18 protein-coding genes are annotated in these 21242 nt (G+C 64.0%); 5 read left to right on the top strand and 13 right to left on the bottom strand.

Going from position 1 to position 21242, the window contains the following annotated elements:
* Positions 1–45 precede the first annotated feature (45 nt).
* A complete protein-coding gene (locus QA639_RS17225; RefSeq protein ID WP_283090296.1) occupies positions 46–972 on the top strand; it encodes a D-alanyl-D-alanine carboxypeptidase family protein in 927 nt (308 codons plus the stop codon).
* 702 nt (positions 973–1674) lie between these two features.
* Here QA639_RS17225 and QA639_RS17220 read toward each other — a convergent pair.
* On the bottom strand, positions 1675–2349 hold the full coding sequence (locus QA639_RS17220) for a helix-turn-helix transcriptional regulator (protein ID WP_028331402.1): 675 nt from the start codon (positions 2347–2349) through the stop codon (positions 1675–1677).
* Between the two features lie 234 nt (positions 2350–2583).
* Between QA639_RS17220 and QA639_RS17215 the strand changes: the two genes are divergently transcribed.
* Positions 2584–3786, top strand: coding sequence for a serine hydrolase domain-containing protein (locus QA639_RS17215; RefSeq protein WP_283090295.1), 1203 nt, complete (start codon positions 2584–2586; stop codon positions 3784–3786).
* A 22-nt stretch (positions 3787–3808) separates the two neighbouring features.
* Positions 3809–5398 carry an ABC transporter substrate-binding protein gene (locus QA639_RS17210; protein WP_283090294.1) on the top strand — a complete coding sequence of 530 codons (1590 nt, stop codon included), beginning with the start codon at positions 3809–3811 and terminating at the stop codon, positions 5396–5398.
* Positions 5399–5404: 6 nt separating this feature from the next.
* Here QA639_RS17210 and QA639_RS17205 read toward each other — a convergent pair whose 3' ends face one another.
* The 9 genes from QA639_RS17205 to QA639_RS17165 all read right to left on the bottom strand — a co-directional run bounded on the left by QA639_RS17205 (position 5405) and on the right by QA639_RS17165 (position 14876).
* Entirely contained in the window at positions 5405–6808 is a 1404-nt protein-coding gene (locus tag QA639_RS17205; RefSeq protein WP_283090293.1) for an amidase, read from the bottom strand.
* Positions 6809–6894: 86 nt separating this feature from the next.
* Positions 6895–7656, bottom strand: coding sequence for an SDR family NAD(P)-dependent oxidoreductase (locus QA639_RS17200; RefSeq protein ID WP_038376099.1), 762 nt, complete (start codon positions 7654–7656; stop codon positions 6895–6897).
* 63 nt (positions 7657–7719) lie between these two features.
* Entirely contained in the window at positions 7720–8430 is a 711-nt protein-coding gene (locus tag QA639_RS17195) for an ABC transporter ATP-binding protein (RefSeq protein WP_050386935.1), read from the bottom strand.
* The gene (locus QA639_RS17190; protein ID WP_283090292.1) at positions 8420–9139 is read right to left on the bottom strand and encodes an ABC transporter ATP-binding protein; all 720 of its coding nucleotides are present in this window, start codon (positions 9137–9139) and stop codon (positions 8420–8422) included. Before QA639_RS17190 ends, QA639_RS17195 begins: the two co-directional genes overlap by 11 nt.
* Positions 9140–9142: 3 nt before the next feature.
* Positions 9143–10216 (bottom strand): branched-chain amino acid ABC transporter permease, encoded by a 1074-nt coding sequence (locus QA639_RS17185; protein WP_283090291.1) that lies wholly within the window; start codon positions 10214–10216, stop codon positions 9143–9145.
* A gap of 13 nt (positions 10217–10229) precedes the next feature.
* The gene (locus tag QA639_RS17180) at positions 10230–11096 is read right to left on the bottom strand and encodes an ABC transporter permease subunit (RefSeq protein ID WP_016845722.1); all 867 of its coding nucleotides are present in this window, start codon (positions 11094–11096) and stop codon (positions 10230–10232) included.
* Between the two features lie 93 nt (positions 11097–11189).
* Positions 11190–12404, bottom strand: coding sequence for an urea ABC transporter substrate-binding protein (locus QA639_RS17175; protein WP_141339913.1), 1215 nt, complete (start codon positions 12402–12404; stop codon positions 11190–11192).
* Between the two features lie 58 nt (positions 12405–12462).
* Positions 12463–13458, bottom strand: coding sequence for an acetamidase/formamidase family protein (locus QA639_RS17170; RefSeq protein ID WP_283090290.1), 996 nt, complete (start codon positions 13456–13458; stop codon positions 12463–12465).
* A gap of 17 nt (positions 13459–13475) precedes the next feature.
* A complete protein-coding gene (locus QA639_RS17165) occupies positions 13476–14876 on the bottom strand; it encodes an amidase (RefSeq protein ID WP_283090289.1) in 1401 nt (466 codons plus the stop codon).
* Between the two features lie 423 nt (positions 14877–15299).
* Between QA639_RS17165 and QA639_RS17160 the strand changes: the two genes are divergently transcribed.
* A complete protein-coding gene (locus QA639_RS17160) occupies positions 15300–16463 on the top strand; it encodes a transporter substrate-binding domain-containing protein (RefSeq protein WP_157346087.1) in 1164 nt (387 codons plus the stop codon).
* The gene (locus QA639_RS17155; RefSeq protein WP_283090288.1) at positions 16460–17047 is read left to right on the top strand and encodes an ANTAR domain-containing response regulator; all 588 of its coding nucleotides are present in this window, start codon (positions 16460–16462) and stop codon (positions 17045–17047) included. The genes QA639_RS17160 and QA639_RS17155 overlap by 4 nt, the downstream gene beginning before the upstream one ends.
* A 9-nt stretch (positions 17048–17056) precedes the next feature.
* Here QA639_RS17155 and QA639_RS17150 read toward each other — a convergent pair whose 3' ends face one another.
* From QA639_RS17150 to QA639_RS17140, 3 genes are read right to left on the bottom strand one after another with little or no spacing between them, the layout of a single operon-like run.
* Positions 17057–19345: a VWA domain-containing protein gene (locus QA639_RS17150; RefSeq protein ID WP_283090287.1), complete on the bottom strand. Its 2289-nt coding sequence runs from the start codon at positions 19343–19345 to the stop codon at positions 17057–17059.
* A gap of 14 nt (positions 19346–19359) precedes the next feature.
* Positions 19360–20187: a CbbQ/NirQ/NorQ/GpvN family protein gene (locus QA639_RS17145; RefSeq protein ID WP_051002629.1), complete on the bottom strand. Its 828-nt coding sequence runs from the start codon at positions 20185–20187 to the stop codon at positions 19360–19362.
* A gap of 34 nt (positions 20188–20221) precedes the next feature.
* Positions 20222–21241, bottom strand: coding sequence for an alpha/beta fold hydrolase (locus tag QA639_RS17140; RefSeq protein ID WP_283090286.1), 1020 nt, complete (start codon positions 21239–21241; stop codon positions 20222–20224).
* Position 21242 lies beyond the last annotated feature (1 nt).

Raw genomic sequence — 21242 nt, 5'->3', positions numbered from 1 at the left:
CACGACGTGCGTGCGGCGTCGCCCAACGAGGAGTCGAGCCGACAGGTGACGGCATCCGAACCGTCGGCTCAATCCGATGCCAACGGGAGTGTATTGCCAGATTCGGACCGAGCGTCGCCCGACGCTCTGCCGACGACGCCCAGCGAGAAGCAAGCTGAGCAGGTATCCACGGCCAACATTCTCGACCCGCTCAAGGTCGCCCCGGACAATATTGATACAGTTCTGGTCCTGGATGAATGCTTTGTTGCAGAGGCATGCATCGACCGGTTCCTTGGCGCGCTCTACACGCGAGCGCCGAAGACCGACTGGATCGTCGTGTACGAAAAAAAGGACGTGATCATCAAACGGAAGCGCAAACTGATCACCGTCACGCGCAGCATCCCGAAGCGGGTCGAAAATGACTTCGGATGGAAGGACCCCAAAGCCGCGGATAAAGCCGGGATGCCTCTGATGGATTACGTGATCGGAGGGATGGATCGAGCCTTCAAGCAAAAGCTGTTCTATATGCTCCATGCAGCGGAGCAGGCCGGACTGGCACCCGGGATCACGAGCGGATTCCGCGATGACTACCGCCAATCGATTGCAAGCGGGCTGAAGGCCGCAAATGACAAGTCTTATCACGGCGGCAGCTCGCGTGGTGGCTATGGTCACGGGCTCGCTGCAGACGTCGTCAGCATGAATGGCGGGAGCAAGGAGGAGCGTGCAACCGAGACCAAGCGATTATGGAAATGGATCGACGAGCACGAAAAGCAGTTCGGAGTTGGACGTCCCTACTTGAATGGAGACCCAGCGCATCTCGCACCGGTCGATGGTCGGGAATATGCTGCTCATCGCACGGTATCAAGGCACACAAAGCTGGCCGGCAAGCGACATACCCGAATTGCAGCATCTTCCAGGCGTGGCGTAACGACGCGCGCAAAGTCAAAGGCAGCGTCGAGGGCCACGACGACGAGACTCAGCTCGCGCCTCTGATCGGCCTGCCCCTCCTGCGCTTCGTGCGCTCCGGCGCGCCCCAGCTCAGGGGGTGAGCCGGGGCTGGACCGCGGCTTCGGAGGCCGTAGCGGCCAGTCTCCACCCATGACGTTATGCCTCTCTTCGGACTCTCATCTACCAGGAACCGCGATTGCTGCGCCGCGCTACTACTTCTGCGCTGTGGAGCCTGCTTGCCGCTGAATCTGTTACTCGGGGCTAGTCCAGAATGGCAATTGCCGCGTGCGCTTGTCGATTTATGATGTCCCTAGTCGTGCGGATTGGCCGACATTTGCCCACACCCGACCATGCACCTCGCGCGATCAGGGATCGCCGCTTCGGCCCACGGAGCGACGGTCCCGCCCAATTCCGGATGCGACAAAATTAACCCGATGGGCAACTCAGCAAATCCTGTCCAATCCTTCGCGCGAAAGATATTTCGCTTTATCCGAAGCGAAGCTCGATCACCCTATGCGCGGGTGATGACACCGAAGAAGGGTACGCAATAGCGGTGCGCCGTCTCGCGCCAGAACCTTCCTCACCGTCGTCCCTGCGAAAGCAGGGATCCATAACTACAGGCAGTCATTATTGAGCGATGCCCGAACGACGAGTCCCGTTTACAACATCCGCCGCGGCGTATGGGTCCCTGCTTTCGCAGGGACGACGTGCTGGAAGAGCCGCGGACTCTAATCGACAGCCCGCGCCTCAATGCGGCCGCGACATCATCGCCACGACGGCGGAGCGGGTCTCGACGCCGAGCTTTTCGAAGATATGGATCAGATGCGTCTTCACCGTCGCGAGCCCGATATTCAGGCACTCGCCGATCTCGCGGTTGGTTCGGCCGCAGCACAACAGCTCGACGACTTCCATCTCGCGCGAGGTCAGGCCAAAGCGCGCCGGCTCGTCGGCATTCGACGACAGGCGGCTGGTGAGGTTGAACTCGAGATAGTCGTGGATCTTCTCCGCAATGTGCATGCTGCCGTCGGGGATCGCCCAGCCCGGCGCCCACAGCACGCTCATCCCGGCGACGATGCGGTCGTTGCGGCGGAAGAAGAACTCGATCATGTCGGCGACGCCGCATTGGCCGGCGAAGGCGCGGTAGGTCGCCGCCTCCTGGGTCGCGCATTGGTCGAGCGCTGTGCTCAGCCGCGCAATCGGCCGGTTGCTCGCGGAGCGCGGATGCAACGGATCGAGTCGGTTCATGCCGGCAAGATACTGGTCGTGGAAACTCGGCGGCACGTTGCTAGAGAGCACGAAGCGGTTGAGGGTCAAATTGCCGTCGACCTCGTAGAACGCGGTCGCCGACCCCTCGAGAATGCCGCGCGCGAATTGAACGGCCTGCGTGGTTGCCGGATCCGGTCGGCCCAGAAGCGCGATCATGACCTACCTCCCGATGTTTCCCGATGGCGAACGTCTGCGCGTCGCGTAGCCGTCACGCTGGGGCACGCGCAAGCCATAGTCAAGCAAATTGCGGGCCAAACGCACGAAGCGCACATCCGGGGAAACGGTTACGCCGAAGTAACCCAACGGCCCCCTCCACCATCCGGTTGATTGCGAGCGACGCGAGCCATGCGGAACTTTCGCACATCATCCGATGTCATTGCTGGATCAAAAATGAATTCGCGTCGCATCATGGCCGCCTTCCCGTCGGCGGCCGACGAACAGGTCACGCTCGCCAACTGGCGCCAACATCCCTTCAACGAGTGGGCATTCCGCAATGTCGGCGAATTGCTGCCCACCGCGAACATCGCGCGCGCCGCAGCGCCGGCGCCGCTGTCCTTTGCGCCGCGCTATCTCGACGACGTCAGTTTCTTCAACCCGCGCAGCGAGACAGTCGGCGTCGGCGAGGCGCTGCGCGCCAGCCACACCGACGGCATCGTGGTGTCGCATCGGGGACAAGTCGCGTTCGAATGGTATGCCCATGGCCTCACGCCCGATACCCCGCACCTGATCTTCTCCGTCAGCAAGTCGGTCGCCGGAACGCTCGGCGGCATCCTTGCCGATCACGGCAAGCTCGAGCCCGACGCGCCGGTGACGCGCTACATCCCAGAGATGGAAGGATCGGTCTATGGCGGCAGCTGCACGGTGCGGCATCTGCTCGACATGAGCGTCGGCATCCGCTTCGACGAGGATTATATGGCGCGCGACGGCGACGTCATGAACTACCGGCGCTCAACCGGCTGGGAGCTGCCCGATCCGGCGATTCCGCCGAGCAATCTGCGCGACTATCTGCGCACGCTGCGGCCGAACGGCGCACCGCATGGAGAGACCTTCCACTACGTCTCGACCAACACCGATGTGCTCGGCTGGGTCTATGAGCGCGCCTGCGGCCTGTCCTACGCAAAGATCCTCTCGCACTATCTGTGGCAGCCGATGGGCGCCGAGCACGACGCCTACATCACCGTCGATTCACGCGGCGCAGGCCGCGTCGCCGGCGGCATCTGCGCGACACTGCGCGATCTCGCCCGCTTCGGCGAGATGATGCGCAATCACGGCATCAGCAACGGACGACAGGTCGTCCCCGGCTGGTGGATCGACGACATCAGGCAGAACGGCAATGCCGAGGCCTGGTCGCGCGGCGACCTGACGAAAGTGTTTCCAAACGGCAATTACCGCAACAAGTGGTACACGCTCGATCGACGCGAAACGCCGTTTGCCGCGGTCGGCATCCATGGCCAGTGGATCTACATCGATCCGACCAACGAGACCGTGATCGCGCGCGTCTCCTCGCAGCCGCTGCCGATGGATCTGGATCTCGATCACATGTGGATGCGCGGCTATCGCGCGATCGCGGCCAGGCTTGCCGGCAAGGCCTGACCGGTTGCGACAGGGGGACATCATGGGACCATCGATCAACCGCCGCCGTCTGTTGCAGATCGGTGCGGGAGCAAGCCTCGGCATTGCGATGCCGCGCATCGCGCGGGCCAGTTCGAAGACGATCACGGCCGTCATGCACGCGCCGCTGCGCGCCACCGACCCGATCATGACGACGGCGTGGACCGCGCGCAACCACGGCTACATGATCTACGACACGCTGTTCTCGACCAATTCGAAATTCGAGATCAAGCCGCAGATGGTCGAGGCCTGGGAGGTCTCCTCCGACGGCCTGACCTACACCTTCCGCCTGCGGCCCGGCCTCAAATTCCATGACGGCAGCGCGGTGACATCGGCCGACGTGATCCCCTCGCTGCAGCGCTGGGCGAGGCGCGACACGATGGGCCAGAAACTGTTCGAATTCGTCGCCGAGCTGAAGGCGATCGACGAGCGCACCTTCCGCATGGTGCTGAAGGAGCCGTGCGGCTTCGTGCTGGCGGCGCTCGGCAAGCCGACCGCCAATGTGCCCTTCATCGTGCCGGCGCGGATCGCCGCGACGCCCGCGGACCAGGCCATATCAGATCACCTCGGCTCCGGACCATTCCGCTTCGTGACGGCGGAATTCCAGCCCGGCGTCAAGGCCGCTTATGAGAAGAACCCGGACTACGTTTCCCGCGACGAGCCGTCCGACGGCACCGGCGGCGGCAAGGTGGTCAAGATCGGCCGCTACGAATGGATCAGCGTGCCGGATTTCCAGATCGCGACCAACGCGCTGATGAACGACGAGATCGACTATTTCGAGGTGCCGCCGCACGACCACCATCCGATGCTCGCGCGCGCCTCCAATGTCGAGCTGACCGATTACAACACGTTGGGCTTCTCCGGCATGTGCCGGATGAACTGGCTGGTGCCGCCGTTCGACCGGCCGGAGATCCGCCAGGCCGTGCTGCACGCGGTGAACCAGAAGGACTGGCTCGACACCCAGATCGGCAATCCCGATTACTACAAGATCACGCCGGCGATCTTCGTCGCCGGAACGCCGTTCGAAAGCGCGGTCGGATGGTCGACCAAGGCGGACACCGCGAAAGCCAGGGAGCTGCTCAAGCAGGGCGGCTACAAGGGCGAGCCGATCACGATCCTGCACGCGACCGACGCCCCGATCATCACCGCTCTCGGCACGGTCACCGCGGAGGCGCTGCGTTCGATCGGCATGAACGTCAACCTGCTCGCGATGGATTGGGGTTCGGTGGTGGCGCGGCGCGCCAAGCAGTCGATGCCGGCCGAGGGCGGCTGGTCGCTCTACCATTCGACCTGGGCCAGCGCCGACCTCGTCAATCCGATCGGTAACGCCTGCGTCAACGGCAAGGGCAAGAACGGCGGCTTCTTCGGCTGGGTCGAGGACACCGAGCTCGAGCGGCTGCGCGACAGCTTTGCCCGCACCGCGGCGCCGCCGGACCAGAAGGCGCTGGCCGACAAGATCCAGGCACGCGCCTACGAGGTGGTCACCCACGTCCCGACCGGGCAGTACAATCAACCGGCCGCGACGCGCAAGGCGCTGAAGGACATCGTCCGCGCACCGGTGCCGCTGTTCTGGAATGTCGACAAGACGGGTTGAGGGCCCCTATTCGATCGGCGGCCGCCGCGTATGCCAGTCCGTTACCGACTGGAACGCGGCGCCGGCGCGGACCAGCACGTCTTCGGACAGATGCGGGCCGACCAATTGCATGCTGAGCGGCATCTGGTCCGAGGCCATGCCCATCGGCAGCGTGATGGTCGGGCTGCCCGAGAAATCGAACACCGCCGTGAAGCGCAGAATGCTCAGGAGGACGTTGGGGTCGGCGCCGTATTCGCTCATCTTGGTGAGCGTCGGGATCGGCACCGGCATCGTCGGGATCAGCAGCAGGTCGATATCTTCGAACATCGCGGCGAGGCTGCCGCTGAACTTCAGCCGTTCATGATGGATGGCCGCAATATCGACGCCGCTCGTCGCCCGGCCCTGCTCGATCAGCTGCGCGAGGTCGGGTCCGTATTCCGACTTCCGCGACGGGTAGGTGTCCAGATGCGCCTCAGCCGTCTCGACCGAGCACATCGCAATCCACTGGCTGACCAACTTCTGGTAGGGCGGGAAATGCACCTCGCGGATGTCGGCGCCGAGATCGGCGAGCTTGCGCTCGGCTTGCACCAACGCGGCGACGACCTGCCGATCGATGCCCTCCTGGGTGTACCTGCGGTCAACACCGATCCTGAGGCCCCTGATGCCATCGCCCGCTCCAGCCAGATAGCTCGGCACCGGAGCCCGCAAGGCGGTCGGGTCGTTGATATCAGCGCCCGCGATGACGCCGAGCATCGCCGCGGAATCCGCAGCGCTCCGGCACATCGGCCCGACGTGATCGAGCGAGTCCGCCAGCGGGAAGACGCCGTGCCGGCTAACCCGCCCCCAGGTCGGCTTGATCCCGGTCAACCCGCAGGTCGCCGACGGAAAGCGGATCGAGCCGCCGGTGTCGCTGCCGATCGAGCCGTAGCAGAGCCCCGCCGAGGTCGCGACGCCCGATCCGGTCGACGAGGAGCCAACCCAGTAGTTCACATTCCACGGGTTGAGCGGGGCCTGAACGGCCGGATGGTGGCTGGTATAGGCTCCCTCCGTCATCTTCAGCTTGCCGAGCGTCACCGCGCCGGCGACTTCGAGCCGGTCCACGATCGTGGCATTGAAGGACGGTACGAATTTGGCGTGGATCGTGGTGCCGCCCGCGGTCGGTGCAAACGAGGTGTAGCAGAGGTCCTTCAGCCCGATCGGAACGCCATGCAGCGGGCCCCGCCAGACGCCCTTGGCGATCTCCGCATCGTACTGCTTGGCCTGGGCCATCGCTCGCTCCGCAAGGACCAGCGCATAGCCGTGAAACTGTCCGTCCAGCTTCGCAATCCGGCCCAGCATGGCCTCGGCGATCTCCGAGGGCTTCACCTCCTTGCGGCGAATGAGCTCCGAGATCTCGGTGATGGATTTGTAGTGCAATGAATCCGCTGACATCTGACGCCCTGCTGTTGTCGGAATATGCCTGTCCGGACCGCCGCCGCGGGCGGCGATCTCGCGACGTTGCTGACGGCGCGCCCCGCCTAGAACTGGACGCCGCGCGTCAACGCGCCGTCCACCACGAGGTTGGTCCCGGTGATGAAACTCGCCGCCTTGCTCGCCAGGAACACGGCAGCGTTCGCCATCTCCTGCGGCGTGCCCATGCGGCCGGTCGGGTTGAGCGCCAGTGCGGTCTTGTACAGTTCGGGATTGCCGTCCTTGATCATGTTCCAGACGCCGCCCTCGAAATAGGTGTTGCCCGGCGACACCGAATTGGCCCGGATGCCCTTGGCCGCGAGCTGGTAGGCGAGGCCCTGCGTGTAGTGGATGATCGCCGCCTTGAACGTCCCGTAGGGACCGCTGGCAAAGTCGACCTCGCGTCCCGACACGCTCGAGATGGTGACGATCGCGGCGGCGCCGCTCTTCTCCAGATATGGCATCGCCGCGTTGACGAGGCGCACCGTCCCCATCATGTCGGTGGAGAATTCCTTCTCCCAGCTCTCCTCGTCCTGCCCGATCGACAGTGCGCTGACATTGGCGACTACGACATCGATGCCGCCGAGCTTGGACGCCATGTCGGCGACCCAGGCCTTCAGGGCCGGCCCGTTCGAGACGTCGACGGCACTACCGAACGCCGCAACGCCCTTGGCCTTGAGCGCTGTGACCGCAGCGTCGACGTCGCCCTGGTTGCGCGCACAGATGCCGACATTGGCGCCCTCGGCGGCGAACGTGTCGGCGATCGCCCTGCCGATGCCCTTGGTGCTGCCGGTAACGAGAACCTTTGCTCCCTTGAGTCCGAGATCCATGTCCATTCCCTCCATTATTATCAATTATGCAACACACTGATCTTCACCGCATCGCGCGGTCGATCACAGTAACAGCTGTGCGCGAACGTTGTCCGCGTTGACCTCCTCACCGGCCAGCGATCGCGTGATCTTGCCCTTCTCCATGATGTAGCAGCGCTGCGCGATCTCCAGGATGGTGTCGAGGTTCTGCTCGACGAACACGATCGTGGTCCCGAGCTCCGCCCGGAACGATTTCAGCGCCTCGCAAATATGCTGCACGATCGACGGCTGGATGCCCTCGGACGGCTCGTCGAGGATCATCAGCGCCGGATTGCCGATCAGCGCGCGGCCGATCGCAAGCTGCTGCTGTTCGCCGCCGGACATGGTGCCCGCGATCTGGCGCCGGCGCTCCTTCAGGCGCGGAAAATACTCGTAGACCAACTCGGGCAGCTTCTTGCCTTCGGGCCCGCCGATCAACTCGCCGACCTGCAAATTCTCCTCGACGCTCATTTGCGGAAAGACGTCGCGGCCCTGCGGGATGTAACCGAAGCCGGCGCGCGCTCGCGCATCGGCCTCGAGCTGCGTGACATCCTGATCCATGAAGCTGATGGTGCCGCGCCAGGTCTGCAGCAGTCCGATCAGGCACCGCATCAGGGTCGACTTGCCGACGCCGTTGCGGCCGATCACGCCGACAATCTCGCCGCGCGAGACCGACATGCTGACGCCCTGCAGGATCGGCGTCGCGCCGTAACCCGCCCAAAGCCCCGACACCTCCAGAATGCGATCAGTGGGCATGGGTCTTACCCAGATAGATTTCCGCGACCTTCTCGTCTTCCAAAATCGCCTCCAAGCTGCCGCGCGCGAAGATCTTGCCAAGATGCAGAACGGTAACGCGCTGGGCGACCTGACGCACGAACGCCATGTCGTGCTCGACGACCAGGACGGTCATGCCCTTGGCATTGAACGACTTGATCAGCTCGCCGGTCTTGAAAGTCTCTTCCGGCGACATGCCGGCGGTCGGCTCGTCCAGCAGCAGCAGCTGCGGCTGCAGCGCCAGCGCCATCCCGATCTCCAGCCATTGCTGCTGGCCGTGCGACAGCGCACCGGCGAGCTTGCCGCTATCGTCAGCCAGATTGAGCAACGCGAGCAGCCGCTCCTCTTCAGCACGGCATTCCGAGCCCGAAATGCGTTCCTGCAGCGCGATCTGGATGTTCTGCCGCACCGGCAGCTCCTTGAACACGCTCGGCGCCTGCATCTTGATGCTCATGCCGCGCTGCACCCGCGCGTAGGGCCGCTCGGCGGTGATATCGATCGAGTCGAAGAAGATGCTGCCCGTGGTCGGCGGATAGAGCCCGACGATCAATTTGAACAGCGTGCTCTTCCCGGCCCCGTTGGGCCCGATCAGGCAGTGCACCTCGCCGGCATTGACCGTCAGGTCGACGTCGGAGACGGCGGTCAATCCACCGAAACGTTTGGAGACACCTTTCACATCGACCAGCGCCATAATTCAGGTCTCATCCGATTGCAGGCGGGCGGTATCGGCCAGCGCGGGGGCTTCGTCGCGGCGCCGACGCCTGGTCCACCAATTGACGACCAGCTTGCCGATGCCGAGCACGAAGCCCTGCGGCGCCAGCATCACGGTGGCGAGCAGCAGCACGCCCATCAGCACCAACGCCGCCTGCTGGCTGTAGACCGTGATGGTCTGAAAGCCGAACAGCAGCAGGAACGATCCGACCAAGGTCGCAGTCAGATCGTTGCGTCCGGAGAACGCAACCCACACGATCGGCATCGCCGCCGCCGGCAGGCCGATGCTGGATGGCGTGATGAACTGCCCCCACGACGTGTACAACGCGCCGCTCAACCCTGCGAGGCCGCTGCCGATCACGAAGGTCAAAAGCTGATACTTGCGGACGTCATAGCCGAGCATCTCGGCGCGCTGCGGATTTTCCCGCGTCGCCACGATCACGTTGCCGATGCTCGAGTTCACCAGCATACGCAGCGCGATGTAGACGATGACGATCAGCGCGATCATGACGTAATAGAGCGCCGAGCCCTCGATGTCGAAGTTGCCGACCGTGAGCGGGTCCATCCCCTTCATGCCGTTGAAGCCGTTCAGCCGGGCCGGACCGATATGCCATTCGGGTCCCGCGGTCTGCCCGAGGAAGAAGGCAAGCACCAGCGTTGCCGACAGCGTCACGATGCCGAAGAAAATCCCGCTGATGCCGCCCCAGATCATGAAGTAGCCGAGGATCCCGGCCGCGATCATCGCGATGACCACGGAGAGAGCCAGCGCGGCGATCGTGGTCGTTCCCCCTCCCATATTGATGGCGAGCACGCCATAGCCGTAGCCGGCGATGCCGAAGAAGAAGGTCTGGCCGAACGACAGCATGCCGCCGTATCCCCACATCAGGCTGAGACCGAGCGCCATGAATATCCAGATCAGGAAGTAGGCGAAATTGCCGACATCATAGGAATCGGCGAACAGCGGATAGATCAGCGCGCCCGCCAACACGGCGAGGAAACAGGACCAGAAGATCTTCCCGCGTCCGAGCGTCTGCGGGCCCTCGAGCAGCTTCAACATCAGAAATTCCCGTCTAGCGCCCACGACGAACCAGCACGCTGGATAGTCCCTCGGGCAGCACACGTATGATCAGGATGACAGCAAACAGCATGCCGATCTGGCCGATGATCTGCCCGTAGCTGGCATTCAATGCCATTCGGATCATCGCCAGGAACACCGCGGCCGGCGCAGTTCCAAGCAGGACATTGGCGCCGCCGATCACCACGGTGACGAAGCTCTCGACCACAAAGGTCGCGCCCATGGTCGGGATCAGCGTCATGGTCGGCGCGTAGAGCGCGCCGCAGAGCCCCGCGAGGGCGGTGCCGATGCCGAAGCTGATGGAATAGATCCGCCCGGTGCGCGCGCCGAGCGCCTTGGCCATCGCCGCGTTCTGCATCGTGGCACGCGCGATCACGCCAAAGCGCGTCTTCATGAAGATGATGTAGAGGCCCGCCAGGACCGCTACCGCACAGGCAAACAGCACCAGCCGGTAGGTCGAGAACGTGTAGCCCCCGATCGCGAAGCTTCCTTCCGGCGTACCGATACCGCGCACCGCGGACCCGACGATCAGCAGCATCGACTGCGTCACGATCAGACTGAGGCCCCAGGTCGCGAGCAGCGAGTCGAGCGGTCGCTTGTAGAAGCGCCGCACGACGAGGTACTCGACGATCATGCCGATGATCCCCGCGGTCAGCGCGGCTAGGATCTGCGCGATCGGAAGCGGCACGCCGAGATTCACGAGCCCCACGGTGACGTAGGCGCCGCACATGATGAACTCGCCATGCGCCATGTTGATGACGCCCATCATGCCGAACACGATGGCCAGGCCCGCCGCCGACAGGATCAGGAACGCGAAGACATCGGCGAACTGATAAAATACCGAGAAGAGTTCAGCCGACATTCCGGTCTCCCTGATCGCGGCGCCGCATCATTGCGGCGCCGGCTCGCCTCAAAGCCGCGATGCAAACACGAGCAAGATTCGTGCCCGTGCGCATCACGATTTGCTGGGAAGATGACTCGGCGTGTACTGGTCCTTGTCGTTCTTCTTGGTGAGGTCGCACCCGATCTCGCCAAGCCAGTAAGGCTGGATCGTGCCGTAGTCCTTCTCCACCGTCACCTCATGCTTGGGCCCGACCGAGATCAGGCGCATGCGGTGCGACGTATGCTGGCTCTTCGGGTCGATGCAGACCTTGCCCTCGGGAGCCTCGATGCAGGCATCACCCGTTGCGATCACCTTGCGCATGTCCTCGAGCTTGGTCGACTTGGCCTTCTCGACCAGCGCCTTGTACATGTAGAGCGCGTTGTAGGCGTTGTAGCCCATGTCGTTGATGTAAAGCTCATCGGGGAATTTTGCGTGCCAGCGCTTCTTGAAGTCGTTGGCTTCGGGGGTATCGATCTCCTCGAACCAGTTCGCGGTCGCATGCATGTTGTTGAGCGCCGGTGGCTTGAACCGCTTGTGCTCGAAGCCGAGCATGATCTTGATCGAAGAGCCCATCGGCAGGTTGAGGTTGGCCGCGGCCGCCTGCTCGAAGAACGAGTCCTGCGCCGCGCCGACATTGATCGTCAGCAGCCAGTCCGGCTTCGCCTTCTGGATGTTTTGGATCGTCTGCGCGAATTGCGACACACCGAGCGGGATGAATTCCTCGCCCACGACCTCGCCGCCGAGGTCCTTCATGATCTTGCGGTTCCACTCCGCGGAGATCTGGCCGAAATTGTAGTCGGCTGCGATGACATAGACCTTCTTGCCGAATTTCTGGACCATCCAGGGGATCAGGGTCGAGAACTGCTGCTCCGGCACCGCGCCCATGCTGATCATGCTGGCGTCGCAGACACCACCTTCATACTGGTTCGTATAGAAGTACGGCGTGGTGGTGCGATCGACGATCGGGCGCAATGCCTCGCGCGATGCAGAGGTGATGCCGCCGATCAGCACGTCGACCTTGTCGCGATTGAGCAGCCGGCGGCCGAACTCCTGATAGCGGGCATTGTCACCTTGGGGATCAAGGTGAATCAACTCGATCTGCCGGCCGAGAATGCCGCCGCTCTTGTTGATCTCCTCGACCGCCAGCTGCGAGCCGTGCAGCTTCGGCATGCCCATGAAGGCGAGGTCGCCGGAGACGTCCTCCAGCAAGCCGACCTTCAGCGGCGGCTCCGCCGCCTGGGCGGCACCTATTGCCGCGGTCCCGAGCATTGCACCAAGCAAAGCCATTCCGACTATACGCCCCGAATACATCGTGATGTCCTCTGTCGTTGAAGGATGTTTGAAGTCACGCCTTGAGGTAATTCTTCAGGATCGACGCTCCCATCGTGTATTTGGGATCGACCATGTTGCCGAGCCGCATGCGGCCGGCCTGGCTGAGCAGCATGTAGGCGTCGATTTCGTCGAAGCCGTAATCGGCACTCATCCAGCGCACGAGCTCGCGATAGGCGATACGCGCAGCGTCCTCGAGCGGGCGTGCGCTGCCGATCGTCATGATGAAGTCGCGCGTCTCGAGCCGCGGCCAGGCGAAGCTCCAGTTCTTGATCAGATCGATCTGCAGCGTCACCGTCGCGCGCTGCTCGAGCGCGACGCCCGAGAGCTCGCCGTCGCCCTGCGTGGCGTGGCAGTCGCCGACATAGAGCAGCCCGCCTTCGGCATGCACCGGCAGATAGATAATCGCGCCGGGTGCAACGTCGGGCAGGTCCATGTTGCCGCCGTGATAATCGGGCTGCAGCGAGGAAATCGCCTCGATCTCAGGCGATACGCCGATCGTGCCGATGAACGGCTCATAGGGCAGCGTGATCTTGTCGTTCCAGCGCACGCCGTTGCGGTCGACATGCAGCTTCCTGACGCGTTCCGGCAGCGGCGGATTGAGCAGCGCCGTGGATGCGGTCCCGACCAGGCCGCCGAATTCCGGAATGATGCAGGTCGTTCCGGCCGGCTGCGCGCCGCGGGTTTCGACGTCGCGGATATAGACGGCGAGGCAATCGCCCTTCCTGGCGCCCTTGACCGCGATCGGCCCGCATTGCGGATTCAGGTAGGGGAAGTTCAGTTTCGCCGTGGGACTGTCGCTTTCGCTGGTGAGCACGCCGCCGAAGGCGTCTTCGGTTTCGACAACGACCACCCCGCCCGGGTCGATCGACATGGTCGGCTTGGCATAGGGCCCATAGACGTAATGGAAGCCGCCCTGCTGCTCGATCGTCAGGCTATGGGTCGTACCGGTCGCGCCCTTGGCAAGGGCGCGCTTGGCCATGATGGAACTCTTCAACCAATCTTCGGTCATGCGGTCGGCTCCTCAATTCAGATCGCGGGATGGCGCTTGTGCCAGTCGGTGACGCGCTGGAAGGCATCGCCTGCGCGAACGAGGCTTGCTTCGTCGAAGTGACGGCCGACGAACTGGAAGGCGACAGGCCCGCCGTTCGGCGCGAAGCCGCCGGGAAGCGTCACGGTCGGGCTGCCGGTCATGTCGAACGGACAGGTGAAGCGCAGCAGCCCGGTAATCAGCGACGGGTCCTCACCCAGCGCCGCCATCTTGGCCAATGTCGGCGCAGCGAACGCCTGGGCCGGGACGGCGATCAGATCGACCGTCTCGAACAACAGCCGCACCGCGCCGCGGAATGCTTCGCGCCGCAGCACGATCTTCTGATAGTTCATGCCGGATTGCGCCCGGCCGAGATCGAGCAGGCCGGCGAGCGCCGGACCATATTCGTCCTTGCGTGCGGGATAGGTCTCTTCGTGCGCGACCGCCACTTCGATGCCGCACAGCGGGAACCAATCCTCGATCACGGCCTTCGGATCAGGGAAGGTGATGTCCTTGATCTTCGCACCCAGATCGGCGGCAACGCGCAGCCCTTCGCTGAGCACCTTGCCGGCAGCCTCGTCGGTTCCCTCGCTGGTCCAGCGTCGATCGACCCCGATCGTCACGCCGCGCAGATCGCCGGACAGGCCGGCGAGATAGTTCGGCACGGGCAGCGGCACGGAGGTGGTGTCCTTGGGATCCTGGCCCGCAATCACGGTGAGGATCGCGCCGCAATCGGCCGCGCTGCGCGCCATCGGCCCGATGTGATCGAGCGTTGCCGCGAGTTCGAACGCGCCATAACGGCTCACCCGTCCCCAAGTCGGCTTCAGCCCGGTGATGCCGTTGGCGGCCGAGGGAAAGCGGATCGAGCCGCCCGTATCGGTGCCAAGCGAACCGAAGCAAAGCCCCGCGGCGGTGGCGACGCCGGAACCGCTCGACGATGCGCCCGACCACAAATCCGCATTCCACGGATTCTTCGGCGGATCGATCTTCGGATGATGGTCGGCATAAGCGCCCTCGGTCTGCTGCAGTTTGCCGAGGATGACAGCGCCGGCATCCTTCAACCGCGCGACGACCGTGGCATCCTCGCTCGGCCGGAAGTCCCGATGAATGGTCATGCCGTGCGCGGCCGGCGCGCCCTTGGCCCAACACAAATCCTTGACGGCGATCGGCACGCCGTGGAGCGGTCCCTTGATCCTGCCGGACGCGATGTCCTTCTCGGCTGCAGCCGCTTCGGCCAGCGCCGCCTCGCCCATCACATAGGCGTAGCTCTTGAGCTTGCCGTCGAGCTGCTCGATCCGCCCGAGCATCGCCTTGGTCACCTCGACCGGCGAGAGCTTTTTGGCCTGGATTTGCTGCCCGATCTCAATGAGCCCGAGATAGTGAAGATCCGTCGTCGGCATCGTTTCTCATCCCCGCACTTGACATGACGCAAGCGCAGGCACTGCCCATCACCGCGCATGCGCCTCCGGCTTGGCGGCACGGACGTGTCGCCAATTTGTTTAGCGGCAAAAGCAAAAAGCCACCCGCCCCTCCGAAACGAAGGTGACGAATGGCCCAAATGCCGCGGCTATGAACTATCGCATGGGTCCGGAGTCGAACGGAGCACTCTGCGCGGCGATCGGGACGTCATCGGCCAAATCGACGCACGCAAGGTTCGACAGGAAACCCTGTAGGAGAAAATTCTAAGGAGGTGTGCAGCGCGTTGTCAACGAGGCTGGCTGCACAAATTTCGCGAGGTGCATGCGCAGCAAATCGGCATGACCTCTTGCACCGACCTCTGCGAAGATGATTTCCTTGATGCGTTGCGCCGCCGAAAGTACTCAATGACCAAGCCCTCCATTCCAGTTGGCATCATCTGCTCGCAGCACGGGCCCTATCAGGCCATGGGACGCGAGATCCTGAAGAGCGCCATGATGGCGGTCGACGAAATCAACAATCAGGACGAATTCGACTTCGCGATATCTGCGCATGTCCGCGATCCCCGCGGAATCATTTCGGAGTACCACACGGTCTGCGACGACCTCATTCGCAACGTCGGCGTTGAGCACATCATCGGCTGCTACACCTCAGCCTCGCGCAAGCAAGTGCTGCCGATCGTCGAGCGTACCGACCGCCTGCTCTGGTATCCGGCGCGCTACGAGGGGTTCGAATGCTCCGACAACGTCATCTATGTCGGCGCCTCACCCAATCACAACGTGCTGCCACTGGTGCGTTACGTGCTCGATAACCTGTCGCGCGAGATCTTCTGTGTCGGCTCCAACTACGTCTGGACCTGGGAAACCAATCGCGTCACCCGCGAGCTGGTGACGGCGGCCAAAGGACGCATTCTCGCCGAACGCCTGCTCGAACTCGGTGAGAGCGCGGTCACGCACATCGTGGACGAGATCGTGCGGCGCCGGCCGCCGGTCGTCTTCAACACCTTGGTCGGCAGTTCGAGTTATGACTTCATCCGCGCCTTTCATGCGGCGACTGCCGCGGCCGGCCTCGACATCCCGATGCTGAGCTGCAGCCTGTGCGAGCCCGAGCTCAAGATCGCGGGTCCCGCATCGGCCGGATGCATCACCTCGTCGGCCTATTTCGAAAGCATTCGCCTGCCCGAGAACCGGGCCTTCGTGGCGCGCTGGAAGGCGCGCTACGGCGAGCACAGCAGCCCGTCCGTCGACGGGCAATCCGCCTATGTCGCGGTCTATCTGCTGGCCCGCGCGCTGCAGCGTGCCGGCACATCCGATATCGGCGAGGTGCGGCGCGCCGCGGCCGGCCATCGCTACAATTCGCCGCAAGGTCCGGTCTGGATCGACGGCAGCAACAACCACTGCGTCCTGACGCCGCGGCTGGCCGTCTCGAACGCCGAAGGACAGTTTGACATCTTCTGGGAAGCTGAAGCGCCGGTTAGACCGGATCCTTATCTGACGCAGCTCGACATCGCCGCCAGCCCGGCAAGGGATGGAACGTTGCCGAATGCGCCGCATTTGCGGGTCGTGAAATGAGCAAACCGTCGTCATTTTCGCTGCGCGGGCGCAAGGCGCTCGTCGCCATCAAGGATGAGCGCGATGCCTCGATCGTCAGGCGCCAGTTCGAGCGCCTCGGAATCGAGATCGTCACATGGGAGCCCGGCGCCACTATCGACTGCCGCCCAGACGTGACGCTGATCGATGACGAGTTCCTGCCGCTCACCTCGCCGGCGCAACGGACGTCGCTTGGACGAAGTCCGGTCATCGCCCTGCTTGGCACCGAGACGCCGAGCCGTCTGAAGCTGGTGCTCGACCTCGATCCTGCATCATTTCTGGTGAAGCCGCTGCGCTCAGCCGGCATCTATGCCGCGCTCGTCCTGGCCTTCGAGCGAAGCGAGCGCACCAGCGAGCTGAAGCAACAGGTGCTCAAGCTGGAGCAGCGGCTGCGATCCCGCCGCGTCGTGCTTGCCGCGGTCCTTCAGGTCATGCACACCCATGCACTGGCCGAGCCGTCTGCGTTTGCGCTGATCCGCCGCGCCGCCATGGAGCAGCGCAAGACGATCGAGGAACTCTCGGCGGAGATCACCGCAAAGGGCTCCCTGCCCCGGGCAACCGGATAGCTCCTGCGACTATTTCTTCAGTTCCGCGTAGAGCTGCATCACCCGTTGCGGCAACACCTCGATACGCGGCACGCGGAGCGCATAGCGCTCGCCGAAAATCCGATCGAGCTGGGGAAACCTGTGCTCACCGATTCCGAAGGCAAAGATGTCGGTGCCACGCCGCCGCAGCTGCTGGGCGGCCCGGCGCGCGTCCTCGACGAGATATTGCGCATCCGGCACGTCGACGTCGGACGGCTCGCCGTCGGTCAGAACCAGCAGCACCTTCCGGAACGCCCGTCGTTCCGCGAGGTAGCCCCCGGCATGGCGCAATGCTGCACCCAGCCGGGTGGAATGGCTGCTGCCTAGGCCCGCGAGGCGCGCGCGAACCACGGCGTCCATCGGCTCCGCAAAGCCCTTGATGCGCAGGTAGCGCACGCGCTCGCGGCCGTCGGAGCTGAAGCCGTGCACCGCGATCGAATCGTTGGCGGCCTCGACCGCCGCCGCCATGAGCGCGGCCGCCTTGCGTTCGACGTCGAGGACCGTCCGGCCGCGGCGGTCACGGTCGGCGGTCGATTGCGACAGGTCCAGCAGCAGCAGGATGGCGAGATCGCGCGGTCCCGGCGCATCGCGCTGGTAGACCCTGGGCTCGCTGATGTTGCCGGTGCGCCGCTCGATCGTCAGGGCGATCGCCGCGTCAATGTCGAGGGCGTCGCCGTCGCGCTGGCCCTTGTGTCTGATGCGGCGGCCGATCGACGCGTCGCGGGTCAACTCCGTGATCCAGCGCATCGCCTCGGCGTCCGTCGAGGAATCGAAGGGCTGCGCGGAAACGGCGGCATCGGCTTCCAGAATCGTGGTCCAATCCGGCCGCTCGGTACGCGCCGCATAGTCCCATTCCGGATAGGTCGCGACCGGAAACCCGTCCAGCAGCGTGACCGCGGCGGCCTTCGCGCGCAGCGTCTCATCCGGCTTGGCGTCATCGTCGGCCGATTGGCCACCCGCATCGTCGCGCCGCTCGATCCGTACGGAATCGACGGCAAGCTCGATCGTCTCGGCCGGACTGTCCGGCTGGTCGCCGAAATCCCACAGCGCCAGATTATCGTCGCGATAGGCGGGTTCGGCGACATAGCTCTTGGCGTTGAACTGCAGCCGCATCTGCCCGATGTCGTTGCCGAGCAAGCCACCGATCTCGCGGCTGATGGCGGGATCGGTCCAGCAGCCGGCGGCGGCGGCAAACAGCTGACGTCCCTTGGTCACCCAGGCATCCGGATCCTGATAATCGGGATCGACCAGCGCCCGCGCCAGCCGCATCATCAGTCCGGCTGCGGTTGCCTGGCCGGCTGGCGTCGCGCTGTGAAATGGCAGCCACAGCCGGCGCAGCCCGGGCATCTCGCGAAGCGCCAGCGTCTCGACCCGGGCATCCTCGATCAGCGAGACCAGCGCGATCTGCAGCGCCTTCAGTCGCCCCACCGGAAAGCGGGCGGTGGAGTGCACCAGATGCGCGCCGGCATGCGCGACCGCCGCGAGATAGACGGCCTCCGCTGCCTCGCCTTCGAAGCCGGGAAAAGTCTGCGGAAGACCGATGAGGCCGGCGGCAAGTGAGGTCCGCCGCGGCACCGGCGTCGGTGCAACGGCAAGCTTGCGGAAACGCGGCTTCCTGTTCCACAACGCAATCGTGGTTGCAGCGAGGCGCTTCTCCAGTCGCGCGAAATCATCCCCGCTCCGGCCGGCCGCGAACAGCTGCGCCGAAAGCTGATCGTCGAGCGCGAAATAGGCGCGGCGGCGCGATGCGCGACCGCCACTGGCGCGCAAGCCCGCGGAGACCCACGCCGCAAACTCCTCGCCGCCGGCATGCGCCAGAAACTGCCCCAGCCGGCCGATCGCGAGGCCCGCCGACTCCGGACCGCTAGCTGCGAGTTGGTCGAGCGCGGCAAGAACCGCGGCGAGTTCTCCTGCACCTGCAAGCCGCGGCAGCACCTTGGACAATTCGCTCAGCAGCGCATGGGCGACGCGGCTTCCGGCGCTGCAGCCGATGTCTCTGACCGCACGGCCGATCGCGATCAGATCATCGGGCGATCGCTGCGCCGGCCATTGCTCCGATAGATGCAGAAAGCCCTGCACCACGGCTTGACCGAGATTGGCCTCGAACAGGGCGTGCACGGCCTCGTCCCAGACCGCCAGATCATCGAACCAACCAGTTCGCTGCAGGGCAGCCCGCGCCGCCTGCACCGCCGCAGCTACATCGTCATGGCCGCGCAAGAGGGCCGCAAGCCGACGTCCGGACCGGAAGCTATCGAGCGAACTGATTTGCGCGACCGCCACCTGCTATCTTCCACTTACCCACAGGCCGAGATCACGTCGCGCAACGTGTTCCTGGTGTCCGCATCATCGGTCAGGGGAACGACGATCGTCGTCTCGCAGGCCTTTTCGAGGCTGATGCCGCATCCGATCAGGCGGCCGGCATTGACCAGCATCCGGGTCGAGGCGCCTTCGTCGAGCCCCTGACCCTTCAGGTTGCGGCTGTGCTGGGCGATCTTCACCAGGAGATCAGCGAGGTTCGGCTCGATACCGGCTTCGCGCGACACCACCTCGGTCTCGGCTGGCCGGTCCGGATAGCCGAAATCCAGCGCCGCGAAGCGCTGCTTGGTGGATTCCTTGAGGTCCTTGATCGCGCTCTGGTAGCCCGGATTGTAGGAGATCACGAGCTGGAAGTCGGAATGGGCGTGGATCAATTCACCACGCTTTTCCAGCGGCAGCACACGACGATCGTCGGTCAAGGGATGGATCACGACCGTCGTGTCCTGGCGCGCCTCGACGATTTCGTCGAGGTAACAGATCGCGCCAAGACGCACTGCGGTCGTGAGCGGCCCGTCGCTCCACACCGTGCCCTCCGCATCGAGCAGCCAGCGCCCCACCAGATCCGCCGCCGTCATGTCCTCGTGGCAGGCGACCGTGATCAGCGGGCGGCCGAGCCGCCACGCCATATATTCGATGAAGCGGGTCTTGCCGCAGCCGGTGGGGCCTTTCAGCATCACCGGCATGCGGTTGGCATAGGCTGCACCGAACAGTTCGACCTCATCCTTGAGCGGCCGATAATACGGTTCTTCCCGGATGCGGTACTGGTCAAGCAGCAAAGCGGGATTGGACAAGCTCACGCCTCCCATGATCGCGCAGGCAGCCGTTCGCAACCGGTCGATATCACGATGCGAGCAGCTCCTTGAGCTTGCTGTCGATGAAGTCGACATCGACCGGATTGGTCCCCGGCCCGCCGGCAAAGTGGCCCCAGATCGACGGTACCGCCACGAACTTGGCGTTCGGCATGTTCTCGACCTCGAACTTGCTGTCCTCCGGCGGGAAATAGAGATCGGTCTGACCCGGCATGACATAGGCCTTGGCCTTGATCGCCCGCAGCGCGGCCTTGAAGTCGCCGTTATAGATTTCGTTGTCGCTGATGTCGCCGTGCTGCCAGGTCCACAGCATGGTTAGCAGGTTGTTGGGATCCTTCGGCAGGAAGAAGCCTTCCCAGAACGCCACCAGGAAATCCTCCAGCGACGAATAGCCCAGCGTCTTGATGTCGAGTTGCTCGCGATAGAAGGCCTGCGAAAAGCCCCAGCCGGCATAGACACGCGCGGCAGCACGCAGGCCGCGGGCCGGCTTGTCGGTGTACCAGCCTTCCTTCCACGCAGCATCCGCCGTGAGTGCCGCCTTGACGCCTTCGAGGAACACGAAGTTGTGGCGCGAGCATTTGGCCGAGCCGCAGAACGGCGCCAAGAGGTCCATCATGTCCGGATAGAGCGCGCCCCAATGGAACGTCTGCAACGCGCCCATCGACCAGCCGACGACGAGACGGATGTGCTTGATGCCGAATTTCTCGGTCACCAGCCGGTGCTGGGCGCGCACATTGTCATAGGCGGTCACCTGCGGGAAACGCGGTCCATTATACGGTTCCGGCGTGTTGCTCGGCGACGACGACAGCCCATTGCCGAGCATGTTCGGAATGATGATGAAGTACTTTGCCGGATCGAGCGCCCTGCCCGGTCCGATCAGCCATTCATTGTCGTAGTGCTGGCCGGAGTACCAGGTCGGATAGACGATGACGTTGTCCTTGGCCGCGTTGAGCTGGCCATAGGTGTTGTACGCGAGCTTGCAATCGCGAATGGTCGCGCCGCGCTGCAAGGTCAAATTGCCGAGATCATGGATCTGATAGTCGACGCACATT

The organism is Bradyrhizobium pachyrhizi, assembly GCF_029714545.1.
Taxonomy (GTDB): Bacteria; Pseudomonadota; Alphaproteobacteria; order Rhizobiales; family Xanthobacteraceae; genus Bradyrhizobium; species Bradyrhizobium pachyrhizi.
Note: the sequence above shows the minus strand (reverse complement) of the source record. Positions and strands in the feature narration are given on the sequence as shown.